The sequence below is a fragment of the Cupriavidus agavae genome (genome assembly GCF_004217045.1).
Classification (GTDB): domain Bacteria; phylum Pseudomonadota; class Gammaproteobacteria; order Burkholderiales; family Burkholderiaceae; genus Cupriavidus; species Cupriavidus agavae.
Genome location: NZ_SGXM01000014.1, coordinates 52,232 through 69,475 on the forward strand (window position 1 = coordinate 52,232; position 17,244 = coordinate 69,475).

A 17,244-nucleotide genomic window follows, 5' to 3' on the forward strand; every position below is an offset into this window, starting at 1 on the left:
CCGGCGGCTCAGGTCTGGATGAAGCCCTGCGGCGCCGGCGCGGCGGTGCGGGGCGGCTCGCCCACCATTTCCAGCACGGTGGACTCGATCATGTACGACATGGCCGCCAGCGGCAGGTCGTTGGCTTCCTCGCCGAACGGCTCCTCGATCTCGGCGCTCAGCGCTTCGAGCGCGAAGAACGTGTAGGCGATGAAGCAGACGATGACCGGCGTCATCAGTCCGATGCTGTCGAGCAGCCCGAACGGCAGCAGCACGCAGTACAGGTAGATGCAGCGGTGGATGATGACCGAGTACGTGAACGGGATCGGCGTGCCGGCCAGCCGCTCGCAGCCGCCCAGCGCCGTGCTGAGCAGGCTCAGCGAGCTTTCCATCGGCAGCGCCAGCGACGGCGCCAGCCGGCCGCCGCGCACTTGCTCGCCCACCCACTCGCCGGCCATCAGCAGCACGATGGCGGGCTTGAAGCGGGCGGCCTGCAGGCGGGCGGCCCCGGCGGTGTCGAGGAACAGGGCGATGTCCGGGCCGGCGTCGGTGCCGCGCAACTGATGCCGCAGCGCGTGCACGAACGCGCAGAGCCGGAAGGCAAGCTGCCGCGCGGCGTCGCGGTCATGCACGAGCGTCAGCGCCTGGCGCGTCAGCGAGCGGGTTTCGTTGAGCACGCTGCCCCAGAGCGTGCGGGCCTCCCAGTAGCGCGCGTAGCTCGTGCTGTTGCGAAAGCCCAGGAAGATGGCCAGCGTCAGGCCGATCAGCGAGAACGGCACGAAGTTCAGCGACACCTTCCAGTCGCCGATCCGCCCGTGGGCCAGCGTGATCAGCGCCGCGAACAGCGTGATGCCAACGAGCTGCGGCGTGATCCGGGGCAGGACCGAGCCCCGCAGCACGAACAGCATGCGGAGCCAGTGGAGCGGCGGGCGGACGATCATCGGCGGCGGTGTACGGGGCGGGCGGAAGGCCCATGTTCGCACACCGCGCGCCCGGGGGCCTCGGGAAATCAGCGATCGTTGCGGATCGGCCCGAATTCCACCGGCACCCAGGCGTAGCCCGAGTGGTCGCGCCGCACATGGCCCAGGCCCGGGAACGGCAGGTGGGCGCCGCCCACCATCAGGCGGTTCTTCGCCGCATCGGCCAGCACGCGCTTGCGGGTCTGCACCGCCTGGTGGCTGTCCACGTCGAACTCGATGGCGATGTTCGGGCGGCGGAACTGCGTGGCGTGGCTGTGCACCACATCGCCCCACAGCAGCAGGCTGTCCTTGCCCGACGTGAACAGGTAGCCGGTGTGGCCCGGCGTATGGCCGCGCTCGGCCACGGCGCGCACGCCCGGCAGCGGGGCGTCGCCGGCGGCGGCGTCGAAGGTCTGGAAGCGGCCCGCTGCCTGATACGGCGCCACCGCGTTGCGCGCCATCGTGAAGAAGCCCCGGGCCGATTCGGGCGCGGCGGCGGCCACCGACTCGCTGAGCCAGTAGTCGGCGTCGGCCTTGTCGGCGTGGATCGTGGCGTTCGGGAACACGGCCTTGCCGTCAGCCGTGGCCAGGCCGCAGGCGTGGTCGCCGTGCAGGTGGGTCAGCAGCACGGTGTCCACCTGCTCCGGCGTGTAGCCGGCCGCGCGCAGGTTGCCGAGAATGCCGCCGAGCGTGGGCCCGAAGCAGGCCGCCGCGCCGGAATCGACCAGCACCAGGTGCGAGCCGGTGTGGACCAGATAGGCGTTGACCGCCGTCTGCATGCCCGGCGTGGACGCCACGAACAGGCGCGCCAGCAGGCTCTGCACCTCGCGGGCGCTGGTGTACTTGAGCAGCTTGGGATCGACGTCGATGTAGCCGTCGTACAGCGCGGTGACTTCGAGCTGGCCGACCATCATCCGGTAGTAGCCCGGCACCTGCGTCTTCTGCTGGGCCGGCGGCGCAGCCTGGGCAACGGCCGGCGCCAGCGCGGCACCGGCCACGGCGGCGGCGGCGGCGGCGAGGATCAGGGCCGACAGCGGCCGGTGGAGCGATGACTTCATAGGAAAGTACCCCCTGCTTTTTCGTATTTTTGCGATATCGCACGAGAAAATGCGCGCGAAACGTCACCCTACGCGGGTTGCCGGAGGGGGACAAGTCGGTCCTTGGCATGAAGACGGCATACCGGAGGCGGATGGCCTGCGCTGCGCACCGTTGCAGGCAGCGTTGCCCGGCGATTGTAAAAAACGCCCATGGCGCCCGGCGCGGGCACCGATTTACCACGGCTGGCGCGGGTGGCACCGAATTTGCCTGCAAGAGCAAAGTCCGCTGCCGCACGCAATCTGGGTCGTGCCGGGGCGGGATCATTCGAACGATGACGAAGGAGTCCCCATGTCTGACAATCAACCGTTCCTGACGGACATCAAGACGCTGCGCGAGCGTGCCCGCCAGCACATCGACGACGGCGCGGTGACCGCCGGCTACGACGCCGACCGCGACAAGGTGATCCAGTTGCTGAACGACGCGCTGGCGACGGAGATCGTCTGCGTGCTCCGCTATCGCCGCCACTACTTCATGGCCAAGGGGCCGAACTCGAAGGGCGTGGCCGATGAATTCATGGCGCATTCCAACGAGGAACAGGGCCACGCCGACCAGATCGCCGAGCGGATCGTGCAACTGGGCGGCGAGCCCGATTTCGCGCCGCAGGGCCTGGCCACGCGCAGCCACGCCGAGTACGTGGAAGGCACGACGCTGGCCGACATGATCAAGGAAAACCTGGTGGCCGAGCGGATCGCCATCGATACCTACCGGGAAATCGTCCAGTTCATTGGCGACAAGGATCCGACGTCACGGCGCCTGATGGAAAGCATCCTGGCCGTGGAAGAAGAGCACGCCGACGAGATGCTGGACCTGCTGGCCGCCAACCCGGACGCGGAAAAGGCACATTGAGTGCGCCTTGCACCGCTCTCCCGTCCTGCGGGAGAGCGGAGACGACTACCGCACCGCTTCCGGCTCCGGGAACTTGTACTTGCCGCTCAGCACGTCCTTCTTCGGCTGGTACATCCGGACCGTGTAGTTCCACCCTTCCGTGATCGGCAGGCAGTTGGCCGTGCCGGTGTCGCAGCCGCCGAACTGGATGCGGATGCTGCCGTCGGTGTCCCGTTTGGCCGTCAGGTTGTTGATGGTGTACGCGTTGGCCGGATTCTTCTCGAAGTAGCCTTTGGCGTTGTAGACGCTGACCGACCAGAAGCCGTCCACGGGCACCTGTTTCACGCGCAGCCGGTAGACGGTCTTGCCGTCGTTCTGCCTGGGCGTGACGTTGAGGTACTGGGCGTCCTTGTCGGGGTTGCCGCCCCAGCCGGCGGCGGTGCCGATCATGTGCCGCAGCGGGTCGACGTCCTGCTTGCGGCCGAATGCGCCCCGGAAGTCGGGCATGGCCGAGGCCAGCACCAGCAGCGCGTCGCGGATCTTCTTCTGGCTGGCGGCATCCCAGTCTGGCAGTTCGAGCTTGCCCACCGACGCCTGGCTGACCTGGATGGCGTCCTGTAGCGCGTGCACGCGCTTGAGGTCTTCCGGGTCGTCAGGGTCCACCAGCGTGCGGATGCCGACCACCACGTAGCGCGTGCCAACGTTGTCGCGGGTCAACACGCGCTTGCCCGCGCCGTAGTAGACCGCCTGGGTGTAGTGGTCCTCGTTGATGACCTGCATCGAGAAGAACCGCTTGCCGGGGTTCGGCATCGTGATGGTCACCGGGCCGGCGTCGAGGTCGAACACGCCGGACGAATAAATCGTGTCGCGGTTGAGCCGGATCACGGTCTGGTTGTCGATCGAAGCCGGTTCGCGCCGGTGGTGCAGCTTGCCGAGGCCGCCCTGTTTGGCCAGGTTGGCCAGGTACATGTCAGATTCGGCGCGCACGAAGTTGTCGAGCGTGGCCGGTACGCCATGGCCGGCTGCCACGGGCTTGTCCTGGGCGGACGCCATGCCCGCGGCGACGGCCAGCGCCGTGCCGGCGATGACCTGGAGGATACGAGTCTGTTTCACTGGCTCACCTTTCATGTTCCGGGGGCAGGCGCCCCGCCGGCGCAGTATGCCGCACGGGCCCCGGCGTGCGGGCCCCGCTCGAAAGGTGTCAGATCGGCGCGTGAAAGGACTTAACGCGCGGCCCGGGTGGCAGCGTATCAGCGCACCGCCGTGCCCGGCTTGCAGTCCCTGATGTAGCCCGTCACACGGCCCTGGCTCAGCATCGGCCGGAAGTCGCCCGCGCTGTTGATTTCCACGTTGGTGCCCTGGCGCGCCGCGCGCAGCCGGATCAGGTAGGAATAGCCGGCGTCCGCGCGGTGGCCGTAGCCCACGCGCACATCGACCTTGCCCGGCTCGGGGTAGGCCAGCACGTCGGCATCGTCGCCGAGCTTGCGCTTCAGGCAGAGCACGAGGTCGCCCACGCTGGCGTCCGAACGCAGTTCCTTGCCATCCTGAGATTCCAGATACTGCATGCTCGTCCCGCTGGCGCAGGCGCCCAGCAAGGGGGTGGCAATCGCTGCAAGCAGCACGGCGCGAAATCCGGTCATCGAGGCTCCTGTTCCTGAAAAGGCACGAGCCGCGATGCTGCCACGCGCGGGCGTGGTGGTCAAAGCGGCGCGTCGACGACCGGGAGTGAGCTAAAGATCACCCGAATGTGAAAACGTACGCCTTGGCACCGGGATCGAGGAAGCGGATCTCGAATGTGTGCTCGCCCACCTCGCCGGCCTGGCGCACCAGTTGGTACAGCCGGGTCGCCGTGATGGCGCCGTTGCCATTGGCGTCGATGTCGGCGCCGTGGCTGGCGCCGGGCGGCTTGCCGTCGATCGTGACCACGAAGCGGACGGCGCGGCCGTCCGGCGCGGGGCCGAGCACCAGGTGCAGGTCGCGGGCCTGGAAGCGGTAGCGGATGCCGCCATCGGCGCGGTCGAGCGTGGCGGAATCGGCGTTCACGGTCCACGGGCCGAGCAGCCCCCACTGGTTCAGGCGCAGCGGGCCCACCGTGTAGGTGCGCAGTAGGTCCAGCCCGAAGCCGCCCGGCGAGACGAAGTTCGACGCCTGCGCGTAGCCCAGGTAGGTCTCGCCCGAACGCAGGTCCTTGAGGTCGGGGGCGGCCTGGGCTCCGGGCGCGTCGGGCGTCACGAGGCCCTGCGCGGCGGACGGCTGGCCCGCCTCGGCCAGCAGCGCCTGGATCACGCGCTCGGACTCGGCGTAGTCGCCCTCGCCAAACTGGTGGTGGCGGATGTTGCCCTGCGCATCGACGAAATAGGCGGCGGGCCAGTAGTTGTTGCCCCAGGCGCGCCAGATGCGGTAGTCGCTGTCCAGGGCCACCGGGAACCTGATCTTGAAATCGGCGATCGCGCGGCGCACGTTCTCGGGGTTCTTCTCGAACGCGAACTCGGGCGTGTGCACGCCGACCACGGTCAGGTTCGGGTACTTCTCGGCCCAGGCGCGCAGGTAGGGCAGCGTGCGGATGCAGTTGATGCACGAGTAGGTCCAGAAATAGACCAGCGTGACCTTGCCCTTCAGTTGCGCGCGCGTGAGCGGGGGCGAGTTGAACCACTGCACGGCGCCGTCGAACGATTGCATGGTTCCCTCCACGGGCAGGCGGCTGGCAAAGCCGGCGCTGGTGTCGTTGGCGGCCAGCAGCATGCCGGGGGCGGCGGGCAGGCTGGCCTGGGTCGATGGGCTGCGGCGGAAGTGGAAGCGGTCGATCAGCGACTGTTCCAGCCCGGCCGTGCTGCCGGTGGACAGCCGCGCCAGCACGCCGGTATCGGCGCCGAACGCAATGGCGCAGACGCCGGCCAGCACGCCCACGCCCAGCCCCCGGCGCAGCCATTCGCCGGTGCCCATCGAGCGCTTCATCGCGGCGAACAGCCGCCCGCCCACGCCGAGCGCCAGCGCCAGCGAGGTGGCGGCGCCGGCCGCGTACGACACCAGCAGCAGCGAACTGTGCACGCTGGCGCCCTGCAGCGCCGCCGTGGTCAGCACGATCCCGAGGATCGGGCCGGCGCACGGCGCCCACAGCATGCCGGTGGCCACGCCCAGCAGCAGCGAGCCCCACACCGACGGGCCCGCGGCCGGGCCGGCGTTGCGCGCCTGCCCCGTGAGCCGGTTGCCGAGCGCCACCACGGGCCGCGCCAGCCAGCCGGCCAGTTGCGGCACCAGCAGCGAGACCCCGAACACGGCCAGCAGCGCCAGCGCGGCGTAGCGGCCGTACTGGTTGGCCTCCACGGCCCAGGCGCCGCCCACCGAGGCCAGCGTGGCCACGCCCGCGAAGGTCAGCGCCATGCCGGCCAGCATCGGCAGCCGGCCGCGCAGGAACGGCTGCGTGCCCCGGCTCAGCACGAACGGCAGGACGGGCAGGATGCAGGGGCTCAGGATGGTCAGGGCGCCGCCCAGGTAGGCAAGGATCAGCAGGGTCATGGTGGGTCTCTCTCGGGTCGGTCGGGCCGCAGCGCGGGCTGCCAATGCCTGGCGGGGCCGGCATGACGCCATGAGACGCCCCCGATCTGCCGCCAATGTGTCGCCGAAACGCCAAGTTGTACCGGACTGTGGGCGCCGCGCGGCCAGATACACTGCGATACACGCCGGGGCGCCACCCCCCATACAATGGCGGCCAACCGGACGGATCGCCCTCCATCCCGACAGAAAAAAGGTGAAAACAGCATGGAAACGCACGTAGACCACATCCTGATCGTCGACGACGACCGCGAGATCCGGGAGCTGGTCTCCACCTACCTGACCAAGAACGGCCTGCGCGTGACCATGGCGCCGGACGGCCGCCACATGCGCCAGTTCCTGGACGCCAACACGGTGGACCTGATCGTGCTGGACGTGATGCTGCCCGGCGACGACGGCCTGGTGCTGTGCCGCGAACTGCGCGCCGGCAAGCACAAGACCACGCCCATCCTGATGCTGACGGCGCGCGACGACGAGACCGACCGCATCATCGGCCTGGAGATGGGCGCCGACGACTACCTGACCAAGCCGTTCGCCGCGCGCGAGCTGCTGGCGCGCATCAAGGCCGTGCTGCGCCGCACGCGCATGCTGCCGCCCAACCTGCAGATCACCGAGGCGGGCCAGATGCTGGCCTTCGGCGACTGGCAGCTCGATACCACCGCGCGCCACCTGATCGACCAGGACGGCACGATCGTGGCGCTGAGCGGCGCCGAATACCGGCTGCTGCGCGTGTTCGTGGACCACCCCCAGCGCGTGCTGAACCGCGACCAGCTGCTGAACCTGACGCAGGGCCGCGAGGCCGAGATGTTCGAGCGGTCGATCGACCTGCTGGTCAGCCGCCTGCGCCAGCGCCTCAACGACGACGCCCGCGAGCCCGCGTACATCAAGACCGTGCGCAGCGAAGGCTACGTGTTCTCGATGCCCGTGGAGATCCGGGAGGCCCGTCAGTGACCATCCGCCGCTGGCTGTGGCCGCGCTCGCTGGGGTCGCGGCTGTTCCTGATCTTGCTGGGCGGGCTGATCGTGGCGCACCTGCTGTCGTTCGCGCTGCTGTTCTCGGAGCGCTACCTGTCGGCGCGGCAGGTGATGCTCGGCACGCTGGAAACCGACGTGGCCACGTCCGTGGCAATTCTCGACCGCCTGCCGGCCGCCGAGCGCCCGCAGTGGCTGCCGCGCGTGAACCGGGGCAACTACCAGTACATCCTGGGGCCGGGTTTGCCGGGCACGCCCGAGATGACGCAGCGCGGGCGCGACATCGCCCAGCGCATCATGGACGCCAGCGGCGGGCGCTTCCCGGTGTCCGTGGAGGAAATTCCCGGCGACGGCAAGCGGCTGCAGGCGCACCTGACGCTCAGCGACGGCAGTCCGCTGACCATCGACGTGCATCCGCGCATGACGCCGGTGGCCCAGTGGCTGCCGTACACGTTCGTGCTGCAATTGCTGCTGCTGGTGCTGTGCTGCTGGTTTGCCGTGCGGCTGGCCATCCGGCCGCTGGTGGCGCTGGCCCACGCGGCGGAATCGCTCGATCCCAACACGAAATCGACCCCGCTCGACGAATCGGGCCCCACCGAGCTGGCGCACGCCGCGCGCGCGTTCAACGCCATGCGCGAGCGCATCGCCCGGTTCGTGGAGGAGCGCGTGCAGATCCTGGCGGCGATCTCCCACGACCTCCAGACGCCGATCACGCGCATGAAGCTGCGTGCCGAGATGGCCGAGGATTCCGAGGAAAAGCGCAAGATGGTCAGCGACCTGGCCGAGATCCAGACGCTGGTGCAGGAGGGGCTGGCCTACGCGCGCACCACGAGCGGCGAGGGCGAGAAGACCTCGCGGATCGACCTCGGCGCGTTCGTGGAGAGCCTGGTCTACGACTACCAGGACACCGGCAAGGCCGTCTCCATCGTGCAGAACGCCGGTGGCGCCCTGACCACCCGCCCCCACGCGCTGCGGCGCATGCTGACCAACCTGGTCGACAACGCCCTGAAATTCGGCGGCGCGGCGGAACTGACGGTGCGGCGCGAGGCCGACACCGTGGTCATCGAGGTGCTCGACCGCGGCCCCGGCATTCCTGAAGACAAGCTGGAGGCCGTGCTGCAGCCATTCGTGCGCCTGGAAGGCTCGCGCAGCCGCGATACCGGCGGCAGCGGGCTGGGCCTGGCCATCGCCCACCAGCTGGCACTGGCCGTGGGCGGCTCCCTGAAGCTGAAGAACCGCGAAGGCGGCGGACTGGCGGCGGAGATCCGGCTGGTCCAGTGAGACAAACGAGCAAGAAAACCACTGTTTTCTTGCTCAAACGTCTCAAATTCTGACTTACCCCTCTCCTGCACTGCGGGAGAGGGGAGCAAGACCCCAAGACCCCCCGCCGTCCGGCACCCCTCCCCCGCTTTGTACCTCTCTGTATCAGGGTCCCCCGTCGATACTCCCCCTGACATAAACGGGCCGGGATCGCTACGGGCGCGATACGTCAGGCGCCTTAAATACGTTCCGTGGCCGGATGCAACGCAACGCAGCGAACCCGGCACCGGCAAGACGCCGACGCAACTCTCACGCAAACCGACCTTAGAGGAACCCGATCATGTCCAAGACCCTTACCGCCCGCCTCGTTCTCGCCGTTGCCCTTGCCGCCGCCGCCGCTGGCGCCCAGGCTTCGGTCCAGAGCCCCCGCGACCCGTACACCGACGGCGCCCGCACCGTCCAGCAAGACCGCGACGTCTACAGCGAGGGCGCCCGCTCGGTGCAGGAGCCGCGCAGCCCGTACACCGATGGCGCCCGCACCGTGGCGGCCGTCAACACCCCGCGCAACCCGTACTACGACGGCGCCCGCTCGGTGCAGGAACCGCGCAGCCCGTACTACGACGGCGCGCGCTCGGTGCAGGAGCCCCGCAGCCCGTATTACGACGGCGCCCACACCGTGGCTGGCCTGGACCGCACCGGCGTGTCGGCCGACCCGGCACGCGCGGTCGATCCGTACCTCGACGGCGCCTACGCCTGAGCCGTCAGGACCGAAGCCGAATTACCCGGAACCCCCCCCCAACGTAACGCAAGAGGAAACACACCATGATCCGCATCGAAAAAGTCCTGTACACCGGCCGCGTCCACACCAGCGGGGGCCGTGACGGCAAGGCGTCGAGCGACGACGGCCGGCTGGACGTCTCGCTGTCCACGCCGGGCAGCCGGGGCCTGGGCACGAACCCCGAGCAACTGCTGGCGGCCGGCTGGTCGGCCTGCTTCATCGGCGCGCTGGGCAAGGCCGCGGCAAAGCACGGCGTGAAGCTGCCGGCGGACGTGTCCGTCGATGCCGAGATCGACCTGGGCATGACGGCCGACGCCTACCTGCTGCAGGCCCGCCTGCGCGTGAACCTGCCGGGCCTCGCGCCGGACGTGGCGCAGACGCTGGTGGAGACGGCGCACGGCACCTGCCCGTACTCGAAGGCGCTGCACGGCAACATCCATATCGAAACCGAGATCGCCTGATCCCGTGTCCGGCCCCCCGCGGCGCCCCGTGCGCCCGGGGGGCTTTTTCCTGAAAGGCCCCATCATGCGCCGTACCCTCGTCCCCGCCCTGTTCGCCGCGATCTGCGTCGCCATCCTCTACAACTTCGCCGCCGGTGCGTTTGCCTCCAGCCCCCGCACCGGGGACCAGGGCGCCGCGCCCGAGTTCGCGGGCATCACGCATTGGCTGAATTCGCCGCCGCTGACCATGCAGCAGCTCAAGGGCAAGGTGGTGCTGGTGGACTTCTGGACTTACGCGTGCGGCAACTGCGTCAACACGCTGCCTTACGTGACGAAGTGGTACGACAAATACAAGGACCAGGGGCTGGTGGTGGTGGGCGTGCACACGCCGGAATTCCCGTTCGAGAAATCCACGGCCAACGTGCAGGCGGCGCTCAAGGAGTACGGCATCCGCTATCCGGTGGCGCAGGACAACAACTACGCCACGTGGTCGGCCTATCACAACCAGTACTGGCCCGCGCTGTACCTGGTGGATGCCAACGGCCGCATCGTCTACCAGCACTATGGCGAGGGCAGCTACGGCGACACCGAGGCGGCGATCAGGAAGCTGCTGGCCGAGCGCAACGCCGGCAAGACGGACAAGTCCGCCGAGGCCGTGCGGACCATGGCGGTGGCGCCGGCGCCGGTGCAGTGACCGGCGGGCGGCCTACCCGCCGTTGCCGAGCAGCACGATCGTCAGCAGCACCGAGGCATCGGTGAGGGCCTTGAGATCGTGCCGCACGTTGCCGGCCAGGTAGATCAGGTCGCCCTGGCGCAGCCGCTGCGCGCCGCCGTCGAGCGCGACTTCCACCTCGCCCTCGATGCACTGGATGGTCAGCGGGCCGGCCACGGCATGCGGCGGCAACTGCTTGCCGGCCAGCATCACGAGCCGGGCCACCTCCATGTGGGGCGCCTTGAACAATGCGGTGGTGGGCGTGCTGTGGAGCTTGGTGCCGAGCGGCAATACGCTGGCGGTCTGGCCGGAAGCAAGGTGGGGAATCGACATGGCTCTTCGCTCGCTGGTGGAGGATTGGCTGATCGGAACAGCAGGGCCTGCGCTGCGTGGTGGCTACCAGTCTACGGGCAAACCGCCTGCCGGACGCAAGCGCTGTGTGGCAAAACCAGCGTAAACACCGACCCGTCATTCCCGCCGCATCGCGGGCCAGGCAATCCGTGCCCGGCCCGCGATGCCATGGCGCTATCGGCCCGGCTCAGGCCAGCGCGCCGTCGGTGTAGACGTCGAACTGGCGCGAGGGCTCGGCCGAGACGCCGCGGCGGTCGAGGCCCGAGAGCGAGCGGTCCGAGTCGCGGTCGCGCGAGGTGGCCGGCGAGACGTCACGGGCGCCCTCGCTGAACGGATCGAAGCGGCCGCTGCGCGCGCCGTCGGTGTAGACGTCGCGGCTGTCGATGCGCTGGCCGTAGCCGTAGCGGTCGCCGGCATGGACGCTGTCGCGCGGGCTGGCGTGGGCGGCGCCGGCAAGCAACGTGGCGGCAAGCGTGGTGGCGAGGAGAGATGTTGGGATGAGGCGTGGCATATCGGTACTCCAATGGCGATGGGACAAGCGGGGAGCGCGGCGGATTGGCTGTGCCGCGCTCCCGGGCCATTACGCAGGAGCCGTACCAGTTGGCGCGCAGGCCACAAAGTGGCGGCGCTGACGCCTCGCGGGAGGAATTCGGGGCAGTGGTGTCGGGCGGACGCCAACGGCCGGCGCCACCGCTGCCGGGCCGGCGCCGACACCGGCAGCTACCCGGCAGCTATCCGGCGTGTTCGGCCAGCGCCGCATCGAGCATCGCAATGGTCAGGCCCACCAGCAACGCGAGGGCCGAGGCGATGAACCAGCGCACGGTCCTGCGGTACTCGGACACCACTTCGTCCTCGATGCGCAGCGCGCGGAACAGCGACAGGATCTGCAACGCCACGGCCGCTACCAGGCACAGCGCCGCCACGAGCGCGCGGACGTTCCAGCGCCCCGGACTCTCGAACCCCCAGAAACGCCAGAACGCCAGCGAGAAACCGAGCAGCACCGTGATCGCCGTGATGATGCCCTGCCGATAGCCGGCCGGCACCACGGCGGGTGGCGGGACGGGGCGCTCCGTGGATTCGGCCATGGCGGGCAGGGGGGAGTTGGCGACCTGTCCAGTCTAGTGCGTGGCGCGGGCGTCCAGTTGCCAGCAGGCGGCCGTGAAGCGCACTTCGTCGCCATGGACGAATGGCTCGAACGCGGCGCGCACGGTGCTGATGACGCGCGTGCGGGTTGCCGCATCGGCCGTCAGGAGCCGCTGGCCGACCGAGCCCAGCCAGCCGATGTAGTCCGCCAGTTCCGGCTCGGGCAACGTGCAGGCGACATCGATCGGCGCGATCTGGAGGTCCTGCCAGCCGCTGTCGGCCAGGATTGCCGCGACGCGCTGCCGGTCGGCAAAGCCGAACTGGCCCGGCGCGCCAGGCGCCCGGGCCGGCACGGGCGGCAGCAGCGGGGCGGCGGCGGTCTCGGCCGTGGTCATGAACGGGTTCTCGGCCGGGCTGCGCCAGGCGATGGCGCGCAGCAGCCCGCCGGGCCGCGTGGCGTGGCGCAGGTTGCGGAAGGCGGCCACGGGATCGTCGAAGAACATCACCCCAAAGCGCGACAGCACGGCATCGAAGACGCCCGCCCCGAACGCATGGGTTTGTGCGTCGGCCCGCACGAACTGCGCGGGCAATGCCTCGCGGGCGGCCCGCTGGCGCGCCATGTCGAGCATCGCGGCCGAGAGGTCGGCGCCGAGGCACTGCCCCGACGCCCCAAGCCGGCGCGCTGCCGCCAGCGTCACCGCGCCGGTGCCGCAGCCCACGTCGAGCACGCGCAGCGCGGCGCCGGGCGGCAGCGGGGCGAGCAGGATCTGCTCGAAGTTCGCGAACATGCGGTCCAGCGTGGCCTGGTTCCTGACCCAGGCCTGGCCCCCGGTGCCGTTCCAGAGCGTTTCCTGATCGGTATTGGCTTGCGGTCGATGGTCCATGGCGGTTGCGGTGCGGTGGTGGAAAGCTACACTGTGCGCGTTCAAGCCGACTTGAGGTCAAGCGAAGCATGCAGCTCGATATTGGCGATGTGGTGCGGCAGTCGGGCGTGCCGGCCTCCACATTGCGCTACTACGAAGACAAGGGCCTGATCGCGCCCACGGGCCGCCGCGGCCTGCGCCGGCAGTTCCACGCCGACGTGCTCCAGCGGCTCGCGCTGATTGCGCTGGGGCAGGCGTGCGGGTTCTCGCTGGACGAGATCGCGCGGATGCTCGCGGACGGGGGCGAGGTCGGGATCGACCGCACGCTGCTGGCGGGCAAGGCCGACGAACTGGACCGCACGATCCGCCGGCTGACCGTGCTGCGCGACGGCCTGCGCCATGCGGCCGCGTGCCCGGCACCGCGCCACATGGACTGCCCTACCTTCCGGCGCATCGTGGAGTTTGCGCGGGTGGGCGGCTTCCGGCAATAGCGCGGCTGGTATAGTCGGCGCCTGATCCACGAGCACGCAGAGCAGGCATGAGCAAGACTTCGATCCGGGTGGCCCACGTGGCCGTGCCAGGCACCCTCAGCGTACTGAAGCTGAAGACGTTTCTCCGATCCGCCCTGGCCGGAGAGGCCGCCGCGGGCACCGAGGGCGAGATCCTGCTCGTCAAGGTGCTGGTGCCCGAGCCGCTCGGGCTGAAGGCCGGCGAGGCATTCTTCAACAAGACGCTGCAGCAGATCGTCGACAAGACGCCGCGCGTGAAGCGCGTGTCGGTGGAGTTCGTTGCCGGCGAGATCACGCCCGAGGCCATCGCGGCCAGCGAGGCACGCATCCGCAAGGAGCTGGACGCCTACGGGCACCTGCTCCAAGAGCCCGAAGACGACGCGGCGCGCTGACGGCCAGGCTCGGCTCCCGGCTATTGCAGCGACCCCCAGCGCGGCACGGCGGGTTCGGCCGAGGCCCATTTCCAGCCGGTCTCCTGCCGGCACGCCACCACCTGGAACCAGCGCGTCTCCTTGTCTTCCTCGACCGAGAACAGCGCCTCGCGGCAGTCGGCCAGCGCCGAGCGGATCTCGCGCACCACGCGCACGGTGCCCTGGCGGTTCTCGTACGGGATGCGGTGGCGGATTTCCCACGGCGCTGCGGTGCCGGGCGGCGTGGTGCCGATGATGGCGGCGATGCTGTCCTGCTCGGCGGTGTGCCAGGTGCGGAAGACGTACTTGGCCGTGGCGTCGGTGGCGGCCTTGACGCCGATGGCGACGCCGATCGCCACGGCCGGATTGGCCGAAGCGGTGCCGGCCGCCACGCCCGCGACCGCGCCCGCCACATCGCCCACCGACGAACAGCCCGAGAGGGCGGCGGCAACGATCACCGGCAACGCCGCGCGGGCGGCTGCTCTCACTGCAGCGCCCCCCAGCGCTCGGTCGCCGGCTCGGCCGACGCCCAGCGCCAGCCCTGCGCGGTCTGGCAGATCATCGCCACGTAGAACGCCTCGGGCGCCTTCTCGCTGACGACCGAGAAGACGATCTCCTTGCAGCGCAGGTCGGGGCCGCCCACCAGCCGGCTCACGGTCACGCGGCCCTGCTCGTCGGGCTCGATCGGCACCGGATGCCGGACCTCCCACGCCGTGACCGCGCCAACGTCGAGCGGGCCGGCCGACGAGGCGATGGCCGTCTGCGCCGTGGCATGGACCCGGCGCTGGCTGTACTGCAGCGCGGCCCGCGCCGCACCCTGGACACCGAGGCCGATGCCGGTGGCCACGGCCGCATCGTCGGTGACCGCGCCCGCAATCACCCCGCCCGCGATGCCGGCACCGGCCACGGTGCCCTCGGTCAGCACCGAAGTGCATCCGCCCAGCAGGCCGAGCGTGGCGGCGAGGGCGGCGAGGGTGGCAGGGCGCCACGCAGTGCGGCGATGGAGATCCCACGAAGACGGTCTTGGCGGAGGGCGCATGCTGGCGGAGCGGAGCTGGCGAACCCGTCTAGCGTAGGCGACGAATGGCCGGAAGTCACCCAAACGTGGCCGATTCGACGGTGTCCGGCGGCTTTGCAAAACGTACACGGTGCTGGCGCGATCGATGCAGCCGCTCCCGGCAACACAGGCGTGCATGAAATACACCAATGCTCCCAGCCGAGGTGGTGCCAATATGCAGGAGAGAAACATCGCCCCTGACACCCTGACGAACCGCCCGCCATGCACCTCGGAAAATCGTATTCCCTCTTCGAGTTCACGGTCTGGTCGAGACGGCAGATCTATGCCTCACTGGCGTGCGGATCGCTACCGGTGCTGCTCTACCAGATCCTCGACCTGCGCTGGCTGGCGATTCCCACGCCCGTGGTGGTGTTGCTCGGCACCGCTACCTCGTTCATCGTGGGCTTCCGCAACGTCCAGACCTACGGACGGGCGCTCGAAGCCCACCAGATCTGGACCGAGATCGTCAATGGCAGCCGGTGCCTGGGGCTGATGAGCCGGGATTTCATCGGGCAGCGCACGGCGGCGCGCGAGTTCGTGCTGCGGCACTGCGCCTGGCTGACCGCGCTGCGCTACCAGCTTCGCACGCCCAAGGTCTGGGAGAACGCCGGCAAGGCCAGCAACGTGGAGTACCGCAAGTACTACCGCGTGCCCGAGTGGGAGACGCCGCTGGGCCAGGCGCTGGCGCCGTATCTGTCGGCAGCGGAGATTGAATGTGTGCTGCGCAGTCCGTGCCGGGCCACGCGGCTGCTCGGCCTGCAATCCTCGGCGCTCAAGCGGCTGCTCGACGCCGGCCCGTTGCCAAACGGGTGCTACATGGAACTCAACAGTGCGCTGCGTAGCCTGTCGAACCAGCAGGGACGTGCCGAGCGGATCAAGGACTTCCCATATCCCCGGCAGTATGCGGTGGTCAACAAGCTGTTCGTGCGGGCGTTCTGTCTGCTGCTGCCGTTTGGCGTGCTGACCGAGTTCGAGAAACTCAGCGCGAGCGTGTCGGGCGCGATGCACGGCCAGTTGATCTGGCTCGTGATCCCGTTCAGCGCCATGATCTCCTGGATGTACCTCGCGCTGGAACAGGTCGGCGAAAGCACCGAGAACCCGTTCGAAGGCAACGCCAACGATGTGCCGATGGCGTACCTGTGCCGCAAGATCGAACAGGAGATGCTGGACTTGCTGGACGAGGTCGGCGAAATGCCGGCACCGGCGCCGGCGGCCGGCCCGGCCATCGTGCTGTAACGCTGCCGCAGGCGATCGCGCCTGCGGCGGCAGCCAGCCTCAGAACGGCGAAGTCATCAGCCCGTACAGCGTGCGTACGCCATTGACGTAGTTGCCCATGTGCAGGTTCTCGTTCGCCGCATGCTGGTTGTTGTCGGCGTTGACGAGCGGGATGATCAGCGCAACTGGCGCACCATGTCGCCGATGACGCCGTGCACGATCACCCGCAGGCAGCGCAACTCACCCGCCAGGGTTGCCGTCAGCGCGGGCCGGCATCCCGGGCCATCAGCGTGCGCTGCGCTTCCTCGGGCAGCAGATTGTCGAAGAACCACTGGACGGGACGATGCGCGCTGCCGTCGACGATGGGGTCATCGAGCGGCAGGGCCGGGCTGAGTGGGAAACCCTTCGGGTCCGCCAGCCAGCGGGCGTCGTACTCGAATGACCAGATGTCGTGGTCGGCGCGCAATGTGCCAACTACCTTGCCGTCGATACTGGCAATGAGGGCGCGCTCGGTCATGCCGGCCTCCGGTTACGCCGGCGGTGGCGTTCCTGCAGGCGAAGCCTTTCCTTCTCCAGCGCCGCCTCGGTGATGTCCGGCACGTCCAGTTCGACGCGGATGCCCAGGCCCTGCAAGACCTTCAGGAGCTTGTCCCATTGCAGCGAGGTTTCGCCGTTTTCGAGGCGGAGCATGAAGGTCTCGCCGACCGAGAGGAGACCTGCCGCATCATCCTGACGCAAGCCACCGTGCTTGCGCACGGCACGCACGATGGCGCCGATCTCGTCGGCATTGGAAATGGTCAGTCGCATGGCGGGCTCCGGCAGCTCCGGAATCCGTGGCATTCCACGGATTATAGGAATTTCGTGCACGAAAACGAGGTAATCCGTGCAATTCTACGGATTTTGGGGGTGGGTGCAATGCAAAAGGCGAATTCCGTGGAATACCACGGAATTCGCCGCTTTAAAAGTGTCTCAAAATCCTTTTTCAGAAAAAAATGAAGGCCGCCGCCCGACGACCGGGTCGGCGGCCTTCATCCGGAGAATCAGTACTCGATCACCGGCGCATGGACCGGCGCGATCGATTCGTGGGGGGTCTGCGTGCGCTGGGCGGCCTTGTGGACCATCGTGTAGGCGTAGTCGATGCCCATGCCGTAGGCGCCCGAGTGTTCCTTGGCCAGGCCGGTC

General features: G+C 69.0%; 22 protein-coding genes and 1 pseudogene. 9 read left to right on the forward strand and 14 right to left on the reverse strand.

Annotated features, from left to right (window positions below):
- Positions 1-8: 8 nt before the first annotated feature.
- Together EV147_RS25430 and EV147_RS25435 are read right to left on the reverse strand one after the other, a co-directional pair.
- Positions 9-920, reverse strand: a complete 912-nt coding sequence (locus EV147_RS25430; protein ID WP_130394005.1) for a bestrophin family protein — start codon at positions 918-920, stop codon at positions 9-11.
- A gap of 68 nt (positions 921-988) precedes the next feature.
- Positions 989-1,996 carry an MBL fold metallo-hydrolase gene (locus tag EV147_RS25435; RefSeq protein WP_130394006.1) on the reverse strand — a complete coding sequence of 336 codons (1,008 nt, stop codon included), beginning with the start codon at positions 1,994-1,996 and terminating at the stop codon, positions 989-991.
- A 328-nt stretch (positions 1,997-2,324) separates the two neighbouring features.
- Here EV147_RS25435 and EV147_RS25440 point away from each other — a divergent pair, with 328 nt between their 5' ends.
- Positions 2,325-2,882 (forward strand): ferritin-like domain-containing protein, encoded by a 558-nt coding sequence (locus EV147_RS25440; RefSeq protein ID WP_130394007.1) that lies wholly within the window; start codon positions 2,325-2,327, stop codon positions 2,880-2,882.
- A gap of 45 nt (positions 2,883-2,927) precedes the next feature.
- Here EV147_RS25440 and EV147_RS25445 read toward each other — a convergent pair whose 3' ends face one another.
- From EV147_RS25445 to EV147_RS25455, 3 genes are all read right to left on the reverse strand, one after another.
- Positions 2,928-3,974, reverse strand: a complete 1,047-nt coding sequence (locus tag EV147_RS25445) for a DUF1254 domain-containing protein (protein ID WP_407923290.1) — start codon at positions 3,972-3,974, stop codon at positions 2,928-2,930.
- Between the two features lie 137 nt (positions 3,975-4,111).
- Positions 4,112-4,501: a hypothetical protein gene (locus tag EV147_RS25450; RefSeq protein ID WP_130394008.1), complete on the reverse strand. Its 390-nt coding sequence runs from the start codon at positions 4,499-4,501 to the stop codon at positions 4,112-4,114.
- Positions 4,502-4,598: 97 nt separating this feature from the next.
- A complete protein-coding gene (locus EV147_RS25455) occupies positions 4,599-6,377 on the reverse strand; it encodes a cytochrome c biogenesis protein DipZ (RefSeq protein ID WP_130394009.1) in 1,779 nt (592 codons plus the stop codon).
- A 243-nt stretch (positions 6,378-6,620) separates the two neighbouring features.
- Between EV147_RS25455 and EV147_RS25460 the strand changes: the two genes are divergently transcribed.
- The 5 genes from EV147_RS25460 to EV147_RS25480 all read left to right on the forward strand — a co-directional run bounded on the left by EV147_RS25460 (position 6,621) and on the right by EV147_RS25480 (position 10,556).
- Entirely contained in the window at positions 6,621-7,364 is a 744-nt protein-coding gene (locus EV147_RS25460; protein ID WP_130394010.1) for a response regulator, read from the forward strand.
- Positions 7,361-8,665: an ATP-binding protein gene (locus EV147_RS25465; protein WP_130394011.1), complete on the forward strand. Its 1,305-nt coding sequence runs from the start codon at positions 7,361-7,363 to the stop codon at positions 8,663-8,665. Before EV147_RS25460 ends, EV147_RS25465 begins: the two co-directional genes overlap by 4 nt.
- Before the next feature lie 319 nt (positions 8,666-8,984).
- Positions 8,985-9,401, forward strand: coding sequence for a hydroxyquinol 1,2-dioxygenase (locus EV147_RS25470; RefSeq protein ID WP_130394012.1), 417 nt, complete (start codon positions 8,985-8,987; stop codon positions 9,399-9,401).
- 65 nt (positions 9,402-9,466) lie between these two features.
- Positions 9,467-9,883 carry an organic hydroperoxide resistance protein gene (locus EV147_RS25475; protein WP_130394013.1) on the forward strand — a complete coding sequence of 139 codons (417 nt, stop codon included), beginning with the start codon at positions 9,467-9,469 and terminating at the stop codon, positions 9,881-9,883.
- Between the two features lie 64 nt (positions 9,884-9,947).
- Entirely contained in the window at positions 9,948-10,556 is a 609-nt protein-coding gene (locus tag EV147_RS25480; protein ID WP_130394014.1) for a thioredoxin family protein, read from the forward strand.
- A 12-nt stretch (positions 10,557-10,568) separates the two neighbouring features.
- On the opposite strand, the gene EV147_RS25485 is transcribed toward EV147_RS25480, so the two are convergent.
- From EV147_RS25485 to EV147_RS25500, 4 genes are all read right to left on the reverse strand, one after another.
- The gene (locus tag EV147_RS25485) at positions 10,569-10,907 is read right to left on the reverse strand and encodes a cupin domain-containing protein (protein ID WP_130394015.1); all 339 of its coding nucleotides are present in this window, start codon (positions 10,905-10,907) and stop codon (positions 10,569-10,571) included.
- A gap of 205 nt (positions 10,908-11,112) precedes the next feature.
- Positions 11,113-11,436: a hypothetical protein gene (locus EV147_RS25490; RefSeq protein WP_130394016.1), complete on the reverse strand. Its 324-nt coding sequence runs from the start codon at positions 11,434-11,436 to the stop codon at positions 11,113-11,115.
- 220 nt (positions 11,437-11,656) lie between these two features.
- Positions 11,657-12,010 (reverse strand): hypothetical protein, encoded by a 354-nt coding sequence (locus tag EV147_RS25495; RefSeq protein ID WP_130394017.1) that lies wholly within the window; start codon positions 12,008-12,010, stop codon positions 11,657-11,659.
- A 33-nt stretch (positions 12,011-12,043) separates the two neighbouring features.
- On the reverse strand, positions 12,044-12,892 hold the full coding sequence (locus EV147_RS25500; RefSeq protein WP_130394018.1) for a class I SAM-dependent methyltransferase: 849 nt from the start codon (positions 12,890-12,892) through the stop codon (positions 12,044-12,046).
- A gap of 68 nt (positions 12,893-12,960) precedes the next feature.
- Between EV147_RS25500 and EV147_RS25505 the strand changes: the two genes are divergently transcribed.
- Complete coding sequence (locus EV147_RS25505; protein WP_130394019.1) at positions 12,961-13,362, forward strand: helix-turn-helix domain-containing protein; 402 nt, start codon at positions 12,961-12,963, stop codon at positions 13,360-13,362.
- Positions 13,363-13,409: 47 nt separating this feature from the next.
- Complete coding sequence (locus EV147_RS25510; RefSeq protein WP_130394020.1) at positions 13,410-13,772, forward strand: hypothetical protein; 363 nt, start codon at positions 13,410-13,412, stop codon at positions 13,770-13,772.
- Positions 13,773-13,792: 20 nt separating this feature from the next.
- Here EV147_RS25510 and EV147_RS25515 read toward each other — a convergent pair whose 3' ends face one another.
- Positions 13,793-14,278: a hypothetical protein gene (locus EV147_RS25515; RefSeq protein WP_130394021.1), complete on the reverse strand. Its 486-nt coding sequence runs from the start codon at positions 14,276-14,278 to the stop codon at positions 13,793-13,795.
- Positions 14,275-14,829: a hypothetical protein gene (locus tag EV147_RS25520; RefSeq protein ID WP_235845028.1), complete on the reverse strand. Its 555-nt coding sequence runs from the start codon at positions 14,827-14,829 to the stop codon at positions 14,275-14,277. The genes EV147_RS25515 and EV147_RS25520 overlap by 4 nt, the downstream gene beginning before the upstream one ends.
- A gap of 240 nt (positions 14,830-15,069) precedes the next feature.
- Here EV147_RS25520 and EV147_RS25525 point away from each other — a divergent pair, with 240 nt between their 5' ends.
- Positions 15,070-16,083, forward strand: a complete 1,014-nt coding sequence (locus EV147_RS25525) for a bestrophin family protein (protein ID WP_130394022.1) — start codon at positions 15,070-15,072, stop codon at positions 16,081-16,083.
- Positions 16,084-16,321: 238 nt separating this feature from the next.
- On the opposite strand, the gene EV147_RS25530 is transcribed toward EV147_RS25525, so the two are convergent.
- The 3 genes and pseudogenes from EV147_RS25530 to EV147_RS25540 form a co-directional block, all read right to left on the reverse strand.
- The gene (locus EV147_RS25530; protein ID WP_130394023.1) at positions 16,322-16,579 is read right to left on the reverse strand and encodes a HipA N-terminal domain-containing protein; all 258 of its coding nucleotides are present in this window, start codon (positions 16,577-16,579) and stop codon (positions 16,322-16,324) included.
- A complete protein-coding gene (locus EV147_RS25535) occupies positions 16,576-16,869 on the reverse strand; it encodes a helix-turn-helix domain-containing protein (RefSeq protein ID WP_130394024.1) in 294 nt (97 codons plus the stop codon). The genes EV147_RS25530 and EV147_RS25535 overlap by 4 nt, the downstream gene beginning before the upstream one ends.
- Before the next feature lie 233 nt (positions 16,870-17,102).
- Positions 17,103-17,244 (reverse strand): annotated as a pseudogene (locus tag EV147_RS25540) (hydrolase); the annotation flags it as partial.